The sequence below is a fragment of the Allobosea sp. GW821-FHT03A12 genome, from assembly GCF_058986765.1.
In genome coordinates, this window is the sequence record NZ_JBYSVZ010000001.1 from 733,711 (window position 1) to 753,545 (window position 19,835).

Sequence of the window (19,835 nt, forward strand, 5' to 3'; positions counted from 1 at the left end):
AAGGATACTGGACCATGCCGATCAAGAAGGACGGAACCGGCAAGCGCTGGGTCGAGATGGAGGTTCTCGTGCCCGGCACGCCCGAACAGGTCTGGCAGGCCATGGCGACCGGGCCGGGCAATTCGACCTGGTTCACGCCGACGACGATCGAGGGACGAGTCGGCGGCAAGCTCAGCTTCAGCTTTGGGCCGGAGATGAGCTCGACCGGCGAGGTCAATCTCTGGGAGCCGCCGCATCGCTTCGGCTACACTGAATATGAATGGGGTGAGAAGGCGCCGCCGATCGCGACAGAGATCACGATCACCAGCCGCTCCGGCGACCAGTGCCTGGTCAGGATGGTGCATTCGCTCTTCGCCTCCAGCGACGACTGGGACGACCAGATGGAAGGCTTCGAGGGCGGCTGGCCCGGTTTCTTCGCGGTGCTGAGGCTCTATCTCACTCATTTCGCGGGGAAGAAGGGGGCATGCTTCCAGGCGATGCTGCCGACCGAGGGCGACCATCTCGCTGCCTGGAAGCGGTTGACCGAGAAACTCGGCCTTTCCGGCGCCGATGTCGGCGAGCAGCGCGAATTGCCTTCGGTACCGCAGGCCTTCGCCGGAACGGTCGAGCAGACCCAGCAGAACCGGAAGCAGCGCCATGTGCTGCTGCGCTCCGATGACGGCGTCGCGCTGATCGGCAGTTACGGCATGGGTGACAAGGTCAATCTCAGCGCCTGCCTGTTCTTCTATGGCGATGACGCCGACAAGCGCGCTGCCGAGAGCGAGCCGAAATGGCAGGGCTGGCTCAAGGAGACTTTTGCGGCCGGCTGACCGGGCACGCAGCCGTCATTGCGAGCGTAGCGAAGCAATCCAGGGGTGGCCGTGCTCTACGTCCTCTTGGATGCTTCGGGCCGATTGCAATGCTTTTCAGCCCCGCTGGCTCAGCAACCACGCTCTGACCAGCGCCGTCTGCTCGGCGTGCCGCGGCTTGCGGGCGCTGACCACGTAGAAATCGAGGCCGCCGCGCATGCTGGCTTGTGTCGCCAGAGCGAGGCGGCCTGCGGCGAGATCGGGCTCGACCAGGAAGCGGCTGGCGAGCGCGATGCCCTGACCGGCGATCGCGGCGTCGATCGCGAGCGCCGTCTGGTTGAAGCGCGTGCTGCGGACCGCCAGCGGCATGGACCGTCCCAAGGCACGCTCGAAGAATTCCGGCCAGAGATCGTGCCCATCGCGCAGTAGCGGCAGGTGCGCCAGTTCGTCCATGCTGGGGCAGATGGCTGGCTGGCAGACTGCGACGATCTCGTGCTCGAACAGCAGGTCGGCAGTGAGACCGGGGCCGAAGGGCGGGCGGCCCTGGCGGATGGCGATGTCGACGCCGTCCGACTGGAAGTTCGCCAAGGCGTCGCTGGCGAGGATGTTGAGCTCGAGTTGCGGATGGGTGGTGGTGAAGTCGGGCAGGCGCGGCACCAGCCATTTCGCCGCGATGCTCGGCGTGGCGCTGATCGTCAGCCGCAGGGGCTGTGGGCGCAGCGTGTCGGTCGCCTCGGCCAACAGGGCGAAGGCGCGGGCGACATGGGTCGCATAGCTGCGCCCGGCGCTGGTCAGGGCGAGCTGGCGCGGCTGGCGCTCGAACAGCTTCAGGCGTAACTCGGTCTCAAGGCCACGGACATGCTGGGCGACCGCGCCCTGGGTGACGCCGAGCTCATCGGCGGCGGCACGGAAATTGAGATGCCGCGCTGCCGCCTCGAAGGCGCGCAGCGCGTTAAGCGAAGGCAGACGCTGCTGCGGCTCGATCATGCAGTAGTTTTTCTATCGATATGATGTTGGCCAACTCGCTGGCGAGTTTACGCGGCTAATGCGAGAAAGGCCATAATGAGCGCTGCCACCGGCGGCGCCATATGCCCTTCGCAGAATGATGGAGCGTACCATGGCAGGAGAAAAAGTCGCAATTGTTACCGCCGGCGGCAGCGGCATGGGCGCGGCCGCGGCGAAGCGGCTGGCGCAGGACGGGTTCAAGCTCGCGATCCTGTCCTCCTCCGGCAAGGGCGAGGCACTGGCCAAGGAGCTCGGCGGCTTCGGCGTCACCGGCTCGAACCAGTCGAACGATGATCTGAAGCGCCTGGTCGACGAGACGATGGCGCGCTTCGGCCGCATCGACGTGCTGGTCAACAGCGCCGGCCACGGTCCGCGCGCGCCGATCACCGAGATCACCGACGAGCAATGGCATACCGGGCTCGACGTCTACCTGATGAACGTGATCCGGCCGACGCGGCTGGTCGCGCCGGTGATGGCGACGCAGACATCGGGCGTGATCATCAACATCTCGACCGCCTGGGCCTTCGAGCCGGCTGCCAATTTCCCGACCTCGGCCGTGTTCCGCGCCGGGCTCGCTGCCTACACGAAGCTCTTTGCCGATCAGTATGCGGCGCAGAACGTGCGGATGAACAATGTCCTGCCAGGCTGGATTGACTCGCTGCCGGCGACCGAGGAGCGCCGCGCCGGCGTGCCGATGCAGCGCTACGGCACCAGCGAGGAGATCGCCGCGACGATCGCCTTCCTCGCCTCGGATGGCGCCGGCTACATCACCGGCCAGAACCTGCGCGTCGATGGCGGCTTGATGCGTTCGCTGTAGAAGCGTAGCCATCGCGCCGCACGATTTGACGAACGGAGCAGGCGCGATGACGGGCAAGGTCGACTGGGATGCGAACCAGTATCTGCGCTTCGAGGACGAACGGACGCGGCCGCCGCTCGACCTGATCCAGCGCGTGCGGCTCACCAATCCGCAGCGCTGCATCGATCTCGGCTGCGGGCCCGGCAACAGCACCGAGCTGGTCGCCGCCCGTTTTCCGAATGCGACGGTCGAGGGCTTGGACTCCTCGCCGGACATGCTGGAGAAGGCGCGTAAGCGCCTGCCGCAGCTCTCCTTCACCTTGGCCGATCTGGAGAGCTGGTCGGCGGATGGCCGCTACGATCTGATCTTCGCCAACGCGGCGCTGCAATGGATTCCCGACCATCCGGCCCTGTTCGCGCGGCTGGCTGGGTCGCTGGCGCCGGGCGGGGTGCTCGCGGTGCAGATGCCGAACAATCTCAGCGAGCCCTCGCATGTCTCGATGGACGAGGCGGCGGCCGAGGGGCCGTGGGCCGGGCGCCTTGCTAATGCGCGGGCCTCGAAGGCGGTGATCGGGTCGTTCTCGGATTATCGGCGCTGGCTGATGGAGGCCGGCTGCGAGGTCGACATCTGGCAGACGACCTATGTCCATGCGCTCGCCGGGCATGACGCGATCGTCGAGTGGTTCAAGAGCACGGGCTTGAAGCCCTATATCGACCCGCTGCCGGCCGATGAGCGCGAGGCCTTCCTCGCCCTCTATCGCGAGAAGATCACTCGGGCCTATCCGGTCGAGCCGGACGGCAAGGTGCTGCTGCGCTTCCCGCGCCTGTTCATCCTGGCTGCGCGGACGTAGCTCCGGCGGTCAGTGTGATCCGGCCTTCGTCGCGGCGAGCACGTCGTGCAGGGCGATCTCGTGCGCCAGCGCGTTGAAGGTGACGTCGTCGATCTCGCCGCTCTTCAATAGGGTGCGCAGGGCCTCGCGCTCTGCGGCGAGGGCGGTCTGGCGCAGCTGGCTCTCGGCTTGGTACAACGCGACGGCCTCCTCCCGCGGTGTTTGGCCATCGTCGAGCAGCGCGAGGCGCCGCCGATAGGTCGCGATCAGGCCCTCAGCAACCGCCTGGTCGACGGTCGCGGCACCATCGGTGCCACCGCGATGGGCGACGCCTTCGAGCCGGGCGATCGCGGCTTCCGTCGCGGTGATCCGCGCCCGCCGCAATTCGGTGGCCTGCGCGGCGCCATGGCCAGCGGCCAGCCCGCGCACGATCGGCGGCAGGCCGAGACTGGCGATCGCCAGCCAGAGCAGGATTACGCCGGCTGCCAGAAAGATCGCGGCATCGCGCCCGGGGAAGGGCGAGCCGTCGAGCGCCAGCACCGGGAATGACAGCACGCCGGCAAGTGTCACCGCGCCGCGCACGCCGGCGATCGAGCCGGCCAATCGCGTGCGCAGGGTGGTGTGGAACTGTTCCAGGTGCAGGCGCCGGCTGACGACGCGGCTCAGCGCGATGGCGACCGTGATCCAGACAAAGCGCAGCAGGATCAGGCAGAGCGTCAGCGCGACGATGATGCCGAGCGGTTGCCACAGCCAATGTGTGTCGATGAGCGCCGGCGGAACGGTGCGGATGATCGCCGGCAATTGCAGGCCGAGCAGGACGAAGAGCGTGCCGTTCAGGAGGAAGGCCAGCATCGTCCAGAACGAGTGGGCGAGCATATAGGCGGAGACGCTGAGCCGGTTGGCAGTGCGGGTGCGCCCGACGGTGAGGCCGGCGACGACGGCGGCGAGCACGCCGGAGGCATGCACGGCTTCCGCCGCGAGGAAGGCGGCGAAGGGCAGGAACATCACGACCAGAACCTGCGCTTCCGGCGCGATCCGGTCGAACTTCGCCAGCAGCTTCAGCGCCCAGGAGACGACGGCGACCGCCAGCAATCCTGCGGCAATGCCGCCGGTGACGGCGAAGAGGAAGGCGAGCGAGGTCTGCCAGAACGAAAACGTGCCGGTCAAAGCGGCCGCAGTGGCAAAGCGGAAAATCACCAGACCCGACGCGTCGTTGAGCAGCGATTCTCCTTCCAGGACATGCATCAGGTTCTTCGGCACGGTCTCCTTGTCGACGATGGAGGAGACGGCGACCGCATCGGTCGGCGAGAGCACGGCAGCGAGCGCGAAGGCGACCGGCAGCGGCATGGACGGCACCAGCCAGTGCAAAGCAAGACCGCCGAAGAGGGTGGTGAAGAAGACCAGGCCGACGGCGAGCGACAGGATCGGTCGCAGCAGCTTGCGGTATTCGCGCTTCGGCGCCTCCCAGGCATCGGCGAAGAGCAGCGGCGCGATGAAGAGCAGGAGGAAGAGTTCCGGCTCGATGCTGGGATGGAAGCTGGCGGTCGGCCAGGCGATGGCGGCGCCGAGCGCGATCTGGACGATCGGGAGCGGGATGATCCTGAACAGCCGGGTGAGCGGCTGCGAAGCCACGACGAGCATGACCAGGATCAGGATGAAGGTGAAGGTCTGCATTGGGGAAGCGGTCGGCCCGGAGGCTGCGAGATTAACGTGCCGACTTGCGGCGAGCCAACATCTTTGGTGCCCGGCAAAAGTCTAGAGCAGTTCCGCAATTCTCGCGAATCGCGGAACTGCTCCAAGTCTTTATCCTATCGCATTTTCTTCACGCAAACCGGTGTCCACTTCGCTCGAAAATGCTCTAGGCCGAGCGAAGTTCGCTGGTTAGCAAGCTGGCCAGCCTCTCGGCTCGATTGCGGATATCGGGGATGGCCGTCACTTCCCAGTGCAGACCGCGCGTGAGCGGGCCAAGCGCGAAAAGCTGCTGCGAAGGGCGGGCATGCTTGTCGAGTACGCGCCCGTCCTCATCGACGTCGAGCGCGAGGCCGAACCGATCCGGCCGCGCCAATCCGCCTTCTGCCAGCGCAGCCAGCAGGCCGGCATCAGGGGCGATGTCATTGCGCGGTCCTCGACAATCGATCGCTCGGTCGAAGCGCATGACCGCGCCGGATGGTGCAGCTTTGGTCACGATCGTGGCTTCGACGTGGTTCGCCGCCGGAACGAGCGCCGCCAGGCGGCCTTTCAGGACAGTCAGACGGCCATCGGCGAGGCGTTTTTCGACGATGGTGCCGGTTTCCGGTGCGGTCCGATGGCGATGCGTGTCCCACCACGGCCGCAGATGGCGTAGAAAACGGCCCTGCTGGGCCTCGGTCAGGCCGTGCCACAGCTCCGCAGTCTGCGGCCTCAGCGCCAGCATCAACGCAATCCAGGCCTTGCCGCTGCGAACGAGCTGACGGAAGGTCGCGAGCCGGGCCGACAACTCGCCCTGGAGCAGGGACGGCGACAGCGCCGCCGGATCCGCCTTGGGGTGACCCGCTGGTTGCATGCGTGGCAGCAGGCCGCGCCGGGACAGTGCCAGGATACGGCCGCGATGGCCACGATTGGCAAGCGCAACGACCATATCGATCATCGTCAGCCCTGTGCCGATCAGCAGCAGGTCAGCCGATGGTGAGAGCGCTGCAAGGGCGGCCTCGCTCCAAGGGTTGCCATGGAACGCGCCCTGGTCCGCCGAGGGCGGGCGATGACCGGCGGCAAGAACGACGCGAGAGGCAACCAGGCTAGTGGACTCTGCCAACTGCAGGGTCATGACCCCGTCTTTTGGCTCCAGCTTGATCACATCGCCCCGAACGAGCACGAGCTGCCCATTGCTCGCGATGACGGCTTGCTGCAGTTCGGCCGCGAGATAGCTGCCATAATGCCGGCGCTCGACGAAGTCGTGGGTGCCTTGCGGCAGCCAACGGACGAAGTGGCCGGGATCGTCCGGCCAGGCGCTCATGTCGCCGATGCGGGTGTTGAGCAGATGGTCCGTCGCGCCGTCGGCATAGGCGACGCCCCGGCTGAAGACTCCACTGCGATCGATCAGCGCGACACGCAGCTGCGACGAGCTTTGGCGCATCAAATGGAGCGCCAGCAAGGTGCCGCTGGCGCCGCCGCCGACGATGGCGATATCGAAGGCCTGATCGGTCACGCGCGAGCGCAGCCCCGGCCTGCGGGGGCCATGGCCCTCGGGCCATGATGATGGTGCTGCCAAGGCTGGTGGCCGGGCGCCGCGTTGCAGTGATCATCGGTCATTGCGCGATGGGCTATCACTTCGGAAGCTGACGCGTCCAGAGGTTCAGCCATGCGCGCATCCGTCGTGGCGTCGCCGAGCCGATCCCATCGGCCGCTTTTTTCCGAAGATTGGAGCTTTCTCTCCGACCTTCGGAAAGGCCCGTTCGGTCGCTCAACGCGACTGGATAAGCCCTAGAACGCGACCTTGTCGGCGCCCTTGAGCTGGAGCTGCTCGCGGGCGTCGTCCGGCGTCGCGATTTCGAGACCGAGGCCCTCGATGATCTTGCGCGCGGCCTTGACCTGATCGGCGTTCGACTTGGCGAGCTGCCCCGGGCCGAGCCAGAGCGAATCCTCGAGGCCGACGCGCAGGTTGCCGCCCATCGCGACCGCCATCGCCGCGATCGGCAATTGGTGGCGGCCGGCGCCGAGCACCGACCAGTGATAGTCGTCGCCGAAGAGCCGGTCGGCCGTGCGCTTCATGTGGGCGACGTCCTCGGGATGCGGACCGATGCCGCCGAGCAGGCCGAAGACCGACTGGACGAAGAAGGGCGGCTTCACCAGCCCGCGATCGACGAAATGGGCCAGCGTGTAGAGATGGCCGATGTCGTAGCACTCGATCTCGAAGCGCGTGCCGTTCTCGGCGCAGGTGGTCAGGATGTTCTCGATGTCCTTGAAGGTGTTCTTGAATACGCGATCGTTGGAACCTTCGAGATAGGGCCGCTCCCAGTCGTGCTTGAACTCCTTGAAGCGGTTCAGCATCGGGTAGAGCCCGAAATTCATCGAGCCCATGTTGAGCGAGGCGACCTCGGGCTTGAAATGTGCGCAAGGCTTCAGGCGTTCCTCAACCAGCATGGTCGGGGCGCCGCCGGTGGTGATGTTGATGACGCAGTTCGAGCGCTGCTTGATCACCTTGAGGAAGGGCTCGAAGGCTTCCGGCGACTGGTCGGGCTGGCCGGTCTTCGGGTTGCGGGCATGGACATGAACCAAAGCCGCGCCGGCCTCGGCCGCGCCGACGGCGGCATCGATGATCTCGTCGGGCGTCACCGGCAGATAGGGCGACATCGAGGGGGTGTGGATCGCGCCGGTGACGGCGCAGGTGATGATGACTTTGCGGTTCTTGGCCATGCGATCTAAGTCCTTCGCTGATCCCAAAATCTTTGAAACTCACGCCGGCTTGCGCTTCGCGGCGCGCTTGTGCGCCTGCAAGGCGGCGAGACGCGTATCGCGCCAGTCGCTGACGCGCTTGATGCGGCTGGCGTCCTGGGCGCCGCGCCATTCGCGCATGACCTCGGCGACCGTCTCCGCCTTGAACGGATTGCCCAGCCCTTCCGAGGACTTGACCATGCGGTCGAGCGACTCGGAATAGCGCGAACAGTAATCCGGGATCCCGCCTGGCGCATTGAGCTCGATCGTCTCGAATGGGCCCATGAAGGACCAACGCAGGCCGAGCCCGTCGCGGATGGTCTTGTCGACGTCTTCGGCGCTGGCGACGCCCTCGCCGACGAGTCGGAAGGCCTCGGCCAGCAGCACGGCCTGCAGCCGGTTGAGCACGAAGCCGGGCTTCTCCTTGCGCAGCATGATCGCGACCTGGCCGGCCTGCTCGTAGATGCGCTTCGCCTTGGCGGCGACCTTGGGATCGGTCCAGGGCGCCGGCGCGAGCTCGACGATCGGCACCAGATGCGGCGGGTTGACCGGGTGGGCGACGAGGCAGCGGGCCCGGCCCTTCAATGTCTCGGAGAAGGTCGAAGCCATGATGAAGGAGGTCGAGGAGGCCAGAATCGCCGAGGCCGGGGCGAGCGCGTCCATCTGCGCGAAGAGCTCGCGCTTGGCCTCGACCGTCTCCGGCCCGTTCTCCTGCACCAGCGCGACGCCCTTCAGCGCATCTGCGAGGTCCTTGGCGACACGGATGCGGGCGAGCGAGCCCGCGGGATCATCGACCAGGCCGTGGCCGGCGAGTTCCTTCAGGTTCTTGCCGATATGGGTGCGGGCGGCCTTGGCGGCCTCCGGTTTCACATCGTGCAGCGCGATCTCGAAGCCATGGCTGGCGAAAACGGTGGCCCAGGCGCGGCCGATCAGGCCCGAGCCGACGATGGCGATCTTGGTCATCAGGGAAGGTCTCGGCTGGTGTGGTAGGGCGCAGGGAACCCCTCTCCTGGAAGGAGAGGGGCAGGGGTGAGGTGTGCGGGAGAGTGATCGCTAGCTTGAACATGCCCGCGCGGTGAGCGCTCGCGGAACTGGTCGAGCCGCCAACACCTCACCCTGCCCTCTCCTTCCAGGAGAGGGTTCCCCGCGCTTCTATCGTCTCTCGGACCACCCATCACAGCCACAGCACCTGCCGCCGCAGCGCAAGGTCCTGGCTGAGGGCACGGGATGGGCCGATATGGGTGACCTGGCCGCGCTCGAGCACGACGGTGCGGTCGGACAATGCCAGTGCCAGGTCGAGATGGTGGTCGACGATGACGATGGCGATTTCCTTGCGCAGCTTGTCGAAGGCCTCGAACAATTCCTCGACCACGGCCGGCGCCAGGCCCTCGAAGGGCTCGTCGAGCAGGAGAACCTTGGTGTCGCCGGAGAGGGCACGGGCGACTGCGACCATCTGCTGCTCGCCACCGGAGAGATAATCGGCCGGCGACTGCCAGCGTTCCCGAATGCGTGGGAAGAAGGCGAAGATCTTCTCGTCCTCCCAATGGGTGCCGTTGCCGGTGCGCCGGCGCAGGCGGCCGAGCTCCATATTGTCCTTGACGCTCATGCCGGCGAAGAGGCCGCGCCCTTGCGGGACATAGGCGATGCCGGCGCGGGCGATCTGGGCCGGAGGCAGGCGGGCGATGTCGCTGCTGGCGAGGCTGATCGAACCGGAAGCGGGCGGGGCGATGCCGGTGATGGTCTTGAGCAAGGTCGACTTGCCGGCGCCGTTGCGGCCGAGCAAGGCGACGATCTCGTTCTCGTGCACGCCGAAGCTGACTTGCCGCAGGATGTGGCTCTTGCCGTAGAAGGTATCGACCTGATCGAGGCCGAGCAGGACCTTGTCGCCGGCGGCGCTCTCGCGGGGCTTCTCGGCCAGCGCATGGGCGCCGGAGCCGATATAGACCTCCTGCACCTTGGGCGAGGAACGAGCGTCCTCGACCGTGCCGTCGACCAGCACCGAGCCCTCGTTCATCACTGTGACATGGTCGGCGATGGCGAAGACGCGGTCGATGTCGTGCTCGACCAAGAGCACCGGCAAATCGGTCGAGATCGACTTGATCAGTGTGCCGACGCGTTCGCGCTCGGCCGCAGCGAGGCCGGCGAGCGGCTCGTCGAGCAGGAGCACGCGCGGGCTGGTGGCGAGGGCGAGGCTCATGTCGAGCAGGCGCTGGCCGCCATAGCTGAGCGAGCCGGCTTCGGCCTGTTCGATGCCGGAAAGGCCCATGGTCGAGATGACCTGACGGGTCTCGTCATTGACCTGATCGAGGCCGCCAGCCGCCTGCCAGAGGCCGAAGCGTTCGGGCGCCCGCGCCTGCACGGCGAGGCGGACATTCTCGGCGACCGAAAGCGCCGGGAAGAGATTGGTGATCTGGAAGGCGCGGCCGATGCCGGCCCGCGTGATCGCCTCGGGCGAGAGGCCGGCGATGTCGCGTTCACGCAGGCGGACTTCGCCGCGATCCGGCTTGAACAGGCCGGAGATCAGGTTGAAGGCCGTGGTCTTGCCGGCGCCGTTTGGGCCGATCAGCGCATGCAGGCGCCGGTCGCGCATGGTGATGTCGACGTTCTCGACCGCCTTGATGCCACCAAAGCTCTTGGCAAGGCCGGTCGCGGTCAGGATAGCGCCGTCGCCCGCGTCCTTCGGCTTCATGAAGGCGGGGAGTTCGACTGCGCCGGCCTTGCGGGCGGACATGGCCGCGTCCTCGGCCGCCTGCTTGCGGAAGGGCTTGAGCAGGCGCTGGCCAACGCCGACGAGCCCGTCGGGCGAGAACACGATGAAGGCGACGAAGAGCAGGCCGAACCAGAACAGCCAGTTCTCGGTGACGCTGGAGAGCAAGTCGCGGAAGACGACGAAGAAGAGCGCGCCGAGCGCCGGGCCGAGGAAAGAGCGCATACCGCCGATCACCACCATCGCCAGCAATTCGCCGGAGAAGGCGACCGAGATCGGCTCGGCCGAGGTCATGCGGTTGTTGAAGAGGAGAAGTGTACCGCCAAGGCCGGTGAGCGCCGCCGAGACGGTGAAGGCGACGAGCTTGTAGCGGGTGGTGGCATAGCCGAGGAAGCGGGCGCGCTGCTCGTTCTCGCGGATCGCGACCAGCACAGTGCCTACCGGTGAGCGATGGAAGCGCCAGAGGCCGTAGACCACGGCGAAGCCGATCGTCGCCACCAGCATGTAGAAGGGTAGGGCGGTCTCGAAATCGATGCCGGCAAAGAGCGGGCGCTTGATGCCGCCGAGACCGTCCTCTCCGCCGGTGACCGAGGTCCAGCGGAAGGCGACCGAATAGATCATGGCGGCGAGCGCCAGCGTCAGCAGCGAGAAATAGACGCCGCGACGGCGCAGGATCAGGGCGCCGAAGGCGAAGGCGATCAGGGCGACGAGCGCGACCGCGAGCAGGATCGGCAGGGCGAACTGGCCGGGGAGCCAGTTGCGCTGGATCAGGCCGGCGGCATAGGCGGCGATGCCGAACCAGGCGCCATGGCCGAAGGAGACCAGGCCGGTGGTGCCGACCAGTACGTTGAGCGCCATGCAGGCGATGGCGAAGACCACGACCTCGGTCGCCGAGGTGGTGCCGAGCCCGACCGCGTGCATCAGCGAGGGCAGCAGGCTAAGGCCGATGGCGGCGAGGACGAGCGGGAGATAGTCGCGCTGGGAGCTGGTCATGTCGGCCTCACTCGAAGCGCTGGATGCGCTCGCCAAACAGGCCGCGCGGACGGAAGAGCAGGACGAGCAGCATCATCAGGTAGATCACCGCGGTCGACCATTGCGTCAGGCCGAGGCCGATGGTGATGCCCTTGACCAGGCCGACCATCAGGGCGGCGACGACGACGCCCCAGAAGGAGCCGAGCCCGCCGATGACGACGACGACGAAGGCGGGCGTGATGATCTCCTGGCCCATGGCCGGATGGATCGAATAGATCGGCGCCAGCAGCACGCCGGCAAGCCCGGCAAGGCCGATGCCGATGCCTGCGACCGTCATCATGTAGGGCTGCAAGGAGATGCCGAGCGCGCCGACCATGTCGGGATTCTGCACGCCGGCGCGGACGACGCGGCCGAAGGCGGTGCGTTGCAAGAGGAACCAGAGGCCGAGGACGCAGGCGGCGGCGATCAGGATCAGCAAGGCGCGATAGCGCGAATAGATGAAGTCGCCGATGAAGAGCTGGCCGCGCAGCGCCGGCGGGATCGAGAAGGAGAGCGGCGGCGCGCCGAAGATCATGCGCAGCGACTGCTCGGCGACCATGGCGAGGCCGAAGGTCAGCAGCAGCGAGAGAATTGGATCGGATCTGTAGAAGCGTTGAAAGAGTCCGCGCTCGATGACGATGCCGATCAGCGCGACCAGCACCGGAGAGGCGATGATGGCGCCGCCGAAGCCGATATGGGGCGCGAGCACGATCGTGAGATAGGCGCCGATCGCATAGAAGGCGCCATGCGCCAGATTGACGATGCCGCCGAGCGAGAAGATCAGCGACAGGCCGAGCGCGATCAGGAGGTAGTAGACCCCGTCGAGCAGCCCGTTCAGCACCTGCTGGATGAAGAGGGTGAGCAAGGGATGGCCTTTGCGGACTTGTGCGATGGGATGACGTGCTGAGCCGTCATGCTCGGGCTTGACCCGAGCATCTCAGGCCGAAGGAGGCGCCAGCTGGCGCCTTCCAGTCATGAGATTCTCGGGTCTGCGCTGCGCTTCGCCCGAGAATGACGTGAGGTGCTCAGCTCATCTTGCAGACGGCTTCGTCGCCCTGGGTGGCGATGACCTCCATGTCCTCGTTCGGGCCGGGCACCGGCGGCGAGGAGGTGAAGAGATCCCACTGGTTCTTGACCTGCGCCGCCGGCAGCGCGGTGATCGTGTACATCTCGCTGATCAGCTGATGGTCGGAGGCGCGGAAATAACCCTGGCGCGGCTTCATCACGTCGAACTTCGCGCCCTTCTCGAGATGCTCGAGGATCTTGGCCGTATCGGTCGACTTCAGCTCGTTCATCGACTGGGCCATGACCTTGACGCCGACATAGTCGCCCCAGGCCTGGTTCTCCGGTGGCTTGCCGTATTTCTTGGTGAAGGCGGCGACGAAGGCTTTGGTCGAGGGCGTGTCGATCAGGTGATGCCAGACGCAGGGCCAGATGCCGCCGAAATTGTCCTTGCCGGCGGCCCAGGCGAGGGCGGTGTCGAAGCCGAAGCCGGCGACCGGGAAGGTCAGGCCGAATTCGGAATACTGCTTCAGGAAATTGGTGATCTGGTTGCCGGCAAGGTTGGAGATGACCAGGTCGGGCTTGGCGGCACGGATCTCCAGCAGCAGCGCCGAGAAGTCGGTCGCATCGGTCGGCACCAGCTTGTCGGCGGCGAACTGGCCGCCATTGGCCTCCATGAAGCGCTTGGCGACCTTGCTGAGGTCATGGCCGAAGGCGTAGTCGGCGGTGAGCGAGAACCACTTCTTGCCCTTGACCAGACCCTGTGCCAGCAGCGAGCGGCCGGCGCTCTTCACATACATCGAGTTCTGGTGCTCGACATGGAACATGTAGCGGTTGCAGCTCTCGCCGCGGAGCGCATCGGAATTGCCGCCAGTGTTGAAGAACAGCTTCTTGTTGCGGGCCGCGACCTGCGAGATCGTCAGGCAGGAGGCCGACGAGATCTCGCCGATGATACAGGCGACCTGGTCGCGCTCGAACATGCGCTCGGCCTTGGTCGAGGCGGTCTGCGGGTTGACCGAATCCTCCTTGAGCAGTTCGAGCTTGCGGCCATTGATGCCACCGGCGGCGTTGATCTCCTCGGCGGCGAGATCAGCGGCCATGACGCCGTATTCGCCGAGCGGGCCGAGGAAGCCGGTGCGCGGCGTCAGGTGCCCGAAGCGGACCGCATCCGCACTCTGTGCGAGGATGACCGCCGGGCTGGCGACGAGGCCAGTGGCCACGCCGCCGAGCCCGACGAGCGTCTGACGACGCGAGAGGCCCTTGATCCTTGACTGCTCTGACATTCCGTTCCTCCCAGAACTCGCCCGCGCTCTTCGGCGTCGGATCGCGTGGATCGTCTTCTTCACTCTGCGGTTTCGAACCGCTTGTCGTGATCTGTGATCACAGTTAGGTTGGCAGACATGGTTGCCCGAGTCCAGCCCTCTGTTGCGCCGCAATCGCGGCCCGCCTCCCCAGGAGCGGGGAAGCTGGGAGAGGTGTCGGCGCTCGACGAGGTCGGCTCGCTCCAGCACGAGACGCTGGGCGAACGGGTCACCGGCGAGCTCAGAGCTCTCTTGATCGCCGGGCGGCTGGCGCCGGGCGAGAAACTGTCGCTGCGCCGCGTCGCCGAGGCGCTCGGCGTCTCGATGATGCCGGTGCGCGAGGCGGTGAGCCGGCTCGCCGCCGACAAGGCGCTGGAAGTCCTGCCGGGGCGGGCGGTGCGCGTGCCGGTGCTGACGCTGGCGCAGTTCCGCGAGCTCACCCGGATCAGGCTGGTGGTCGAAGGCTTTGCCGCCGAGGAGGCGACGAAGGTCATCACCGACGCGCAGATCGCCGTGGTCGCCGAGCACGAGGCTGCGTTCCTGGCCGCGGCCAAGGACCCGCCTGACCCGGCCGCCGCGGTCGCGGCCAATCGCGACCTGCATTTTTCTCTCTACGAAGCCGCCGGCATGCCCTCGCTGGTCGAGATGATCGGGCGGCTCTGGCTCAAGGCCGGGCCGGTCCTCAATCTCGACATGCGGCACGAGCCGCGCCGGCTCGATGGCGGCAGCGCCGTCGTCGCGCATGCGCAATTGCTGGCGGCCCTGCGGCGGCGCGATCCGGCGGCGGCGCGGCAGGCGCTGGTCGAGGACATCAGCGCCGCGGCCGAGCATATCGAACGGACGGCGCGGCTGGCGGAATAGCCGGGCGGCCTCATAATGAAGGAAGAGGGACGGAAACGATGGACCTGACGATCAAGGGCTTGCGTGTGCTGGTGACGGCGGGCGCCAATGGCATCGGCCGGGCGACGGCGCGCGCCTTCGCGGCGGAGGGCGCCAAGGTCCATATCTGCGACGTCGACGAGAAGGCGCTCGCCGAGATGGCTGAGAGCGATCCTGCGATCACACGCTCGGTCTGCGACGTCTCCGACCGCAAGGCCGTGGCGCGGCTGTTCGAGGAAGCCCTGGCGGCGCTCGGCGGGCTCGATTGCCTCGTCAACAATGCCGGCATCGCCGGGCCGACCGGCCGGGTCGACGAGATCGCGCCGGAGGACTGGGATTCTTGCGTCGCCATCGACCTGACCGGCCAGTTCAATTGCACGAGGCTCGCCGTCGAGCACCTCAAGCAGTCGAAGAACGCTTCGATCGTCAATCTCTCCAGCCAGGCGGGCAAGCACGGCTTCCCGCTGCGTTCGCCCTATGCCGCGGCGAAATGGGGCGTGATCGGCTTCACCAAGGCGCTCTCGGCCGAGCTCGGCGAGTTCGGCATCCGGGCGAATGCGATCTGCCCCGGCCTCGTCGATGGGCCGCGCATCCAGAGCGTCATCGCCAACAAGGCGCGCTCGCTCAACGTCTCGCATGACGAGATGACGCATCGGCTTTTCGCCGGCGTCTCGATCAAGCAGTTCGTCGATCCCAATGACATCGCCAAGCAGATCGTCTTCCTGGCTTCTCCCTTCGCCAAGACGATCTCCGGGCAGGAGATCTCGGTCTGCGGCGATACGCGGATGCTGAGCTGAGGGAGAAAGGCGTCATTCTCGGGCGGAGCGAAGCGCAGACCCGGGAATCTCAGGACGAGAAGGCGCCGGTCGGAGCCTCTTCCGGCCTGAGATGCTCGGGGCAAGCCCGAGCATGACGCGCTGGTGGAGGCGACGATGGCGCCTCTACCCTCGACCTTCCGCCCTTAATCGCCTAGAGGATGCCGCCTGAACAGGAGCGGCGGCTTGTCGAAGGGCGTCCATCACGAATTCGGGGCCGGGGCCGGCCATGACGATCACGAAGGATCGAGCGATCGCTCCTTCGGCTTCGTCTTCGCCGGCTTCTTCGCGCTGGTCGGCCTCTACAATGCCTGGCATCACGGCCGGGCCTGGCCCTGGCTCGCGCTGGTCGCAGCCGGCTTCCTCGTGGTCGCGCTGGTCCGCCCGGCGGTGCTGGCGCCGCTGAACCGGCTCTGGATGAAGTTCGGCCTGCTCTTGGCCATGATCATCAACCCGATCGTGCTCGGCATCCTGTTCTTCCTCGTCTTCACGCCGATGGCCTTCATCGCCCGGCTGGTCGGCAAGGATTTCCTGCGGCTGAAGAAGCAGCCGGAGGCGAAGAGCTACTGGATCGTCCGTGATCCGCCGGGGCCGGAGCCGGTCTCGATGAAAGACCAGTTCTGACGGGATTGCTGCGATGTCGTTCCTGCGCGAGTTCTTCCGCTTCATGGCGGCGCGAAAGAAGTTCTGGCTGGTGCCGATCCTTCTGATGTGCGTGCTGCTCGGCGGCCTGCTCTTCCTGACCAAGGGCAGCGCGATCGCGCCCTTCATCTACACGCTGTTCTGAGCGTCCCGGCCGCGATGCGCATTCTCGGGATTTCGGGGCTCTACCATGACAGCGCGGCTGCGCTGGTCGTCGACGGGCGCATCGAGGCGGCGGCGCAGGAGGAGCGCTTCACGCGCAAGAAGCACGACGCCGAGTTCCCGAAGCACGCGGTCGAATACTGCCTCTCGGTCGCCGGCTGCGGGTTGGAGGAGCTCGACGCGGTCGTCTTCTACGACAAGCCCTTCATCAAATTCGAGCGCCTGCTCGAGACCTATCTCTCCTTCGCGCCCCGCGGCTTCACCTCTTTCCGCATGGCCATGCCGCTCTGGCTGCGCGAAAAGCTGTTCCAGAAGCAGATCATCGCCAAGGAGCTGAAGAAGCTCAGCCCCGGCTTCGATGTCGAAAAACTGCTCTTCACCGAGCATCACCTGTCGCATGCGGCCTCGGCCTTCTACCCCTCGCCCTTCGAGGAGGCGGCGGTGCTGACCATGGACGGCGTCGGCGAATGGGCGACGATGACGCTCGCCATCGGCAGGAGGAACGACCTCAAGGTCCACAAGGAGCTGCATTTCCCGCATTCGCTGGGACTGCTCTACTCGGCCGTGACCTATTATATCGGCTTCAAGGTCAATTCCGGCGAGTACAAGGTGATGGGGCTCGCGCCCTATGGCGAGCCGCGCTTCGCCAAGCTGATGCTGGAGAAGCTGGTCGATCTGAAGGAGGACGGCTCCTTCCAGCTTGACCAGAGCTATTTCAACTACGGCGTCGGCCTGACGATGACCAACGACAAGTTCGCCGCCCTGTTCGGCGAGCCGGTCCGCAAGCCCGAGCAGTTGCTGACCCAGTTCCACATGGACATGGCGGCCTCGGTGCAGGCGGTGACGGAGGAAATCGTGCTCAGGCTCGCCCGCTCGGTCCGGGCCGAGACGGGCATGAAGAACCTCTGCCTCGCCGGCGGCGTGGCGCTCAACTGCGTCGCCAACGGCAAGCTGCTGCGCGAAGGCCTGTTCGAGGGCTTATGGATTCAGCCGGCGGCCGGCGATGCCGGCGGCGCGCTCGGGGCAGCACTGGCCGGCTACCACCTCTTCCATGGCAAGCCGCGCGAGGTGCCTGCGAAGGGCGACGCCATGCGCGGCAGCTATCTCGGCCCGGAGTTCAGCCAGGCTGAGATCGAGGCCGAGCTGACGGCGGCGGGGGCGAAGTTCGAGGTCCTCGACGATGCCGCGTTGATCGACCTGACTGCCCAGGGCCTCGCCGACGGCAAGGCCGTCGGCTGGATGCAGGGGCGGATGGAGTTCGGTCCGCGCGCGCTCGGCGGCCGCTCGATCCTCGGCGATCCACGTTCGCCGGCGATGCAGAAGACGCTCAATCTCAAGGTGAAGTACCGCGAGAGCTTCAGGCCCTTCGCGCCGTCGGTGCTGCGCGAGGATGTCGCCGACTGGTTCGAACTCGACGGCGATTCCCCCTACATGCTGCTCGTCGCCGATGTCCGCGAGGAATTGCGACGCGAGATGACGCAGGAGGAGAAGGCGCTGTTCGGCATCGACAAGCTGAACGTGCCGCGCTCGACCATCCCCGCCGTCACCCATGTCGACTATTCCGCCCGCATCCAGACGGTCCATGAAGAGACCAACCCGCGCTATCACCAGCTGATCTCGCGTTTCAAGGCGCTGACCGGCTGCCCGGTCGTGGTCAACACCTCCTTCAACGTCCGCGGCGAGCCGATCGTCTGCACGGCGAGCGACGCCTTCCGCTGCTTCATGGGCTCGGAGATCGAGCTCCTGGTCGTCGGCAATTGCCTGCTGCGCAAGGAGGAGCAGGACCCGGCCCTGAAGCTGAACTACAAGGACGCATTCGAGCTCGACTGAGCTTTTTATTTTCGCATTTTCTTCACGCGAACGGTGCCCACTTCGCTCGAAAATGCTTTGGAGCGGGGATAGAAGCTGAATCGATCCCCGCCGCTTCCGGCGCCCGCATAATCGGCCGGCATGGCGCGCTTTCCGCGCGCCGCTCCGATCCTGCGAGGTTCCATGAGCGATACGCCGCGTCTTGGCCTGCCCCTGCTCGCCGCCGGGCAGGCGCAAAAACACGTCACCCACAATGATGCGCTGATGCGGCTCGATGCGCTGGTGCATCTCGTCGTCGCCAGCCGGACGCAGACCGTGCCGCCGGCTTCACCGGCTGAGACCGCTGCCTATATCGTGCCGACCGGCGGCAGCGGCGTCTTCTCCGGCCGTCAGGACGAACTCGCCATCTTCGAGGACGGGGCCTGGAGCTTCCTGGCGCCGCGGGCCGGCTGGCAGGCCTGGGTCACGGACGAGGCCGAGCACCATGTCTGGACCGGCACGCAATGGCGCCGCTCGCAGCCGGAGAGCAGCCTCGGCGCGACGCTCTGGGGCGTGAACACGACGGCCGACACGACGAACCGGCTCGCCGTCTCGGCCAGTGCCAGCCTGTTCAGCCATGCCGGCACCGATCATCGGCTCAAGCTCAACAAGGCGAGCGCGGCGCGCACGGCGAGCCTGCTCTTCCAGGATGCGTTCTCGGGCAGGGCCGAGATCGGCCTTGCCGGCGACGACCAGTTCCGGATCAAGGTCAGCCCCGATGGCGCGAACTGGACCGAGGCGCTGGTGGTCGACCGGACGAGTGGGCTGGTCAGCTTGCCAGCCAGCAGCTGGGCGCGTGACGTGCCGCGGCAGAACCTGCTGATCAACGGCGACTTCCAGATCAACCAGCGCGCCTTCGCCGGCGGTTCGCTGGCGAGCGGCGTCTACGGCCATGATCGCTGGAAGGCGAGCGGCGCCAGCAGTCTGTCGCTGTCCGGGACTGTCCTGACCCTGGCTTCCGGGGAGATCGCCCAAGTGGTCGAGCGGGCGTTCTGGGGGCAGGCCTCGCTGGCATCGACGATCGTGACGCTCTCGGTCGAGGCGCCGACCAGCGATCTGTCGGTCACGGTCGGCACGGCGACCGGGACGATCCCTGCCGGCCCCGGTCGGCGAAGCGTCACGCTGACCACCGCTCCTGGCGACACCGGCGACATCACGGTCAAGCTGGCGCGCAGCGGCGGCGGCTCGGTCAGCTTCGGCCAGGTCAAGCTCGAGCTCGGGGCGAGCGCGACGGGCTGGCAGAGGCGGCCCGAGGAGAGCTGGCTGGCGGCGCGCTATTGTCATGTCGTCCGGCCGGGCGCGGCGGGCGTGCGCTTGGCCGCGGGCCTGCTCATCGACACCGGCGAGCTGTCCGTGAGCATCGCCTTGCCGGCGCCGTTGCGGATCTCGAACCCGACCGTGACGCAATCCGGCCTCAGCCGCAGGGTCTTCGCCGACGCCGCGATATCCGGCCTCGGCAGCAGCAGCGCCCATGGTGCAACGCTGTCGCTGACCCTGATCTCGCCGTCAATCGGGGCAGGGCAGTCATTTGCGGCGCTGCTCGTCACATCGGGCAGCGGCAGCCATCTGACGGTGGAGGCGGAACTCTGAGGCCGGAGCGTTGCTTAAGGATGAGCGTTCCGGATTTTCAGGATCGCTCA

17 protein-coding genes are annotated in these 19,835 nt (G+C 66.6%); 9 read left to right on the forward strand and 8 right to left on the reverse strand.

Translation table 11 applies throughout. The features are described 5' to 3' along the window. The first annotated feature begins 14 nt into the window (after positions 1 to 14). The gene (locus AC3WLC_RS03480; protein ID WP_493682536.1) at positions 15 to 809 is read left to right on the forward strand and encodes an SRPBCC family protein; all 795 of its coding nucleotides are present in this window, start codon (positions 15 to 17) and stop codon (positions 807 to 809) included. Positions 810 to 905: 96 nt separating this feature from the next. On the opposite strand, the gene AC3WLC_RS03485 is transcribed toward AC3WLC_RS03480, so the two are convergent. Next, entirely contained in the window at positions 906 to 1,775 is an 870-nt protein-coding gene (locus AC3WLC_RS03485) for a LysR substrate-binding domain-containing protein (RefSeq protein WP_493682538.1), read from the reverse strand. A 130-nt stretch (positions 1,776 to 1,905) separates the two neighbouring features. Here AC3WLC_RS03485 and AC3WLC_RS03490 point away from each other — a divergent pair, with 130 nt between their 5' ends. Continuing rightward, complete coding sequence (locus AC3WLC_RS03490) at positions 1,906 to 2,610, forward strand: SDR family oxidoreductase (RefSeq protein ID WP_493682539.1); 705 nt, start codon at positions 1,906 to 1,908, stop codon at positions 2,608 to 2,610. Positions 2,611 to 2,656: 46 nt separating this feature from the next. After that, on the forward strand, positions 2,657 to 3,439 hold the full coding sequence (tam, locus tag AC3WLC_RS03495; protein ID WP_493682540.1) for a trans-aconitate 2-methyltransferase: 783 nt from the start codon (positions 2,657 to 2,659) through the stop codon (positions 3,437 to 3,439). 9 nt (positions 3,440 to 3,448) lie between these two features. On the opposite strand, the gene AC3WLC_RS03500 is transcribed toward tam, so the two are convergent. The 7 genes from AC3WLC_RS03500 to AC3WLC_RS03530 all read right to left on the reverse strand — a co-directional run bounded on the left by AC3WLC_RS03500 (position 3,449) and on the right by AC3WLC_RS03530 (position 13,831). After that, a complete protein-coding gene (locus tag AC3WLC_RS03500; protein WP_493682541.1) occupies positions 3,449 to 5,092 on the reverse strand; it encodes a Na+/H+ antiporter in 1,644 nt (547 codons plus the stop codon). A 184-nt stretch (positions 5,093 to 5,276) separates the two neighbouring features. Continuing rightward, the gene (locus AC3WLC_RS03505) at positions 5,277 to 6,602 is read right to left on the reverse strand and encodes an FAD/NAD(P)-binding protein (RefSeq protein ID WP_493682543.1); all 1,326 of its coding nucleotides are present in this window, start codon (positions 6,600 to 6,602) and stop codon (positions 5,277 to 5,279) included. Between the two features lie 275 nt (positions 6,603 to 6,877). Further along, the gene (kce, locus tag AC3WLC_RS03510) at positions 6,878 to 7,810 is read right to left on the reverse strand and encodes a 3,5-dioxohexanoate:acetyl-CoA acetone transferase (RefSeq protein WP_454025397.1); all 933 of its coding nucleotides are present in this window, start codon (positions 7,808 to 7,810) and stop codon (positions 6,878 to 6,880) included. Between the two features lie 39 nt (positions 7,811 to 7,849). Further along, a complete protein-coding gene (locus AC3WLC_RS03515) occupies positions 7,850 to 8,791 on the reverse strand; it encodes a 3-hydroxyacyl-CoA dehydrogenase (RefSeq protein ID WP_493682544.1) in 942 nt (313 codons plus the stop codon). A 211-nt stretch (positions 8,792 to 9,002) separates the two neighbouring features. Next, positions 9,003 to 11,528, reverse strand: a complete 2,526-nt coding sequence (locus tag AC3WLC_RS03520) for a branched-chain amino acid ABC transporter ATP-binding protein/permease (protein ID WP_493682545.1) — start codon at positions 11,526 to 11,528, stop codon at positions 9,003 to 9,005. A gap of 7 nt (positions 11,529 to 11,535) precedes the next feature. Further along, positions 11,536 to 12,411: a branched-chain amino acid ABC transporter permease gene (locus AC3WLC_RS03525; RefSeq protein WP_092156502.1), complete on the reverse strand. Its 876-nt coding sequence runs from the start codon at positions 12,409 to 12,411 to the stop codon at positions 11,536 to 11,538. A 160-nt stretch (positions 12,412 to 12,571) separates the two neighbouring features. Continuing rightward, entirely contained in the window at positions 12,572 to 13,831 is a 1,260-nt protein-coding gene (locus AC3WLC_RS03530) for an ABC transporter substrate-binding protein (RefSeq protein ID WP_493682546.1), read from the reverse strand. Between the two features lie 192 nt (positions 13,832 to 14,023). Here AC3WLC_RS03530 and AC3WLC_RS03535 point away from each other — a divergent pair, with 192 nt between their 5' ends. The 6 genes from AC3WLC_RS03535 (at position 14,024) to AC3WLC_RS03560 (ending at position 19,785) form a co-directional block, all read left to right on the forward strand. After that, complete coding sequence (locus AC3WLC_RS03535; protein WP_348521249.1) at positions 14,024 to 14,710, forward strand: GntR family transcriptional regulator; 687 nt, start codon at positions 14,024 to 14,026, stop codon at positions 14,708 to 14,710. A 38-nt stretch (positions 14,711 to 14,748) separates the two neighbouring features. After that, a complete protein-coding gene (locus AC3WLC_RS03540; RefSeq protein ID WP_291673291.1) occupies positions 14,749 to 15,525 on the forward strand; it encodes an SDR family oxidoreductase in 777 nt (258 codons plus the stop codon). A gap of 204 nt (positions 15,526 to 15,729) precedes the next feature. After that, positions 15,730 to 16,167, forward strand: a complete 438-nt coding sequence (locus AC3WLC_RS03545; protein WP_493682547.1) for an SxtJ family membrane protein — start codon at positions 15,730 to 15,732, stop codon at positions 16,165 to 16,167. A 13-nt stretch (positions 16,168 to 16,180) separates the two neighbouring features. After that, entirely contained in the window at positions 16,181 to 16,330 is a 150-nt protein-coding gene (locus AC3WLC_RS03550) for a DUF5989 family protein (RefSeq protein WP_164470445.1), read from the forward strand. Positions 16,331 to 16,344: 14 nt separating this feature from the next. Next, on the forward strand, positions 16,345 to 18,177 hold the full coding sequence (locus tag AC3WLC_RS03555; RefSeq protein ID WP_493682549.1) for a carbamoyltransferase family protein: 1,833 nt from the start codon (positions 16,345 to 16,347) through the stop codon (positions 18,175 to 18,177). 162 nt (positions 18,178 to 18,339) lie between these two features. Next, on the forward strand, positions 18,340 to 19,785 hold the full coding sequence (locus tag AC3WLC_RS03560) for a DUF2793 domain-containing protein (protein WP_493682551.1): 1,446 nt from the start codon (positions 18,340 to 18,342) through the stop codon (positions 19,783 to 19,785). Positions 19,786 to 19,835 lie beyond the last annotated feature (50 nt).

Excerpts from the sequence above, each read along its gene's own strand:
- AC3WLC_RS03480 (WP_493682536.1), top strand. The coding sequence starts at position 15 with ATGCCGATCAAGAAGGACGGAACCGGCAAGCGCTGGGTCGAGATGGAG.
- AC3WLC_RS03485 (WP_493682538.1), bottom strand. The coding sequence starts at position 1,775 with ATGATCGAGCCGCAGCAGCGTCTGCCTTCGCTTAACGCGCTGCGCGCC.
- AC3WLC_RS03490 (WP_493682539.1), top strand. The coding sequence starts at position 1,906 with ATGGCAGGAGAAAAAGTCGCAATTGTTACCGCCGGCGGCAGCGGCATG.
- tam (WP_493682540.1), top strand. The coding sequence starts at position 2,657 with ATGACGGGCAAGGTCGACTGGGATGCGAACCAGTATCTGCGCTTCGAG.
- AC3WLC_RS03500 (WP_493682541.1), bottom strand. The coding sequence starts at position 5,092 with ATGCAGACCTTCACCTTCATCCTGATCCTGGTCATGCTCGTCGTGGCT.
- kce (WP_454025397.1), bottom strand. The coding sequence starts at position 7,810 with ATGGCCAAGAACCGCAAAGTCATCATCACCTGCGCCGTCACCGGCGCG.
- AC3WLC_RS03515 (WP_493682544.1), bottom strand. The coding sequence starts at position 8,791 with ATGACCAAGATCGCCATCGTCGGCTCGGGCCTGATCGGCCGCGCCTGG.
- AC3WLC_RS03520 (WP_493682545.1), bottom strand. The coding sequence starts at position 11,528 with ATGACCAGCTCCCAGCGCGACTATCTCCCGCTCGTCCTCGCCGCCATC.
- AC3WLC_RS03530 (WP_493682546.1), bottom strand. The coding sequence starts at position 13,831 with ATGTCAGAGCAGTCAAGGATCAAGGGCCTCTCGCGTCGTCAGACGCTC.
- AC3WLC_RS03540 (WP_291673291.1), top strand. The coding sequence starts at position 14,749 with ATGGACCTGACGATCAAGGGCTTGCGTGTGCTGGTGACGGCGGGCGCC.
- AC3WLC_RS03550 (WP_164470445.1), top strand. The coding sequence starts at position 16,181 with ATGTCGTTCCTGCGCGAGTTCTTCCGCTTCATGGCGGCGCGAAAGAAG.
- AC3WLC_RS03555 (WP_493682549.1), top strand. The coding sequence starts at position 16,345 with ATGCGCATTCTCGGGATTTCGGGGCTCTACCATGACAGCGCGGCTGCG.
- AC3WLC_RS03560 (WP_493682551.1), top strand. The coding sequence starts at position 18,340 with ATGAGCGATACGCCGCGTCTTGGCCTGCCCCTGCTCGCCGCCGGGCAG.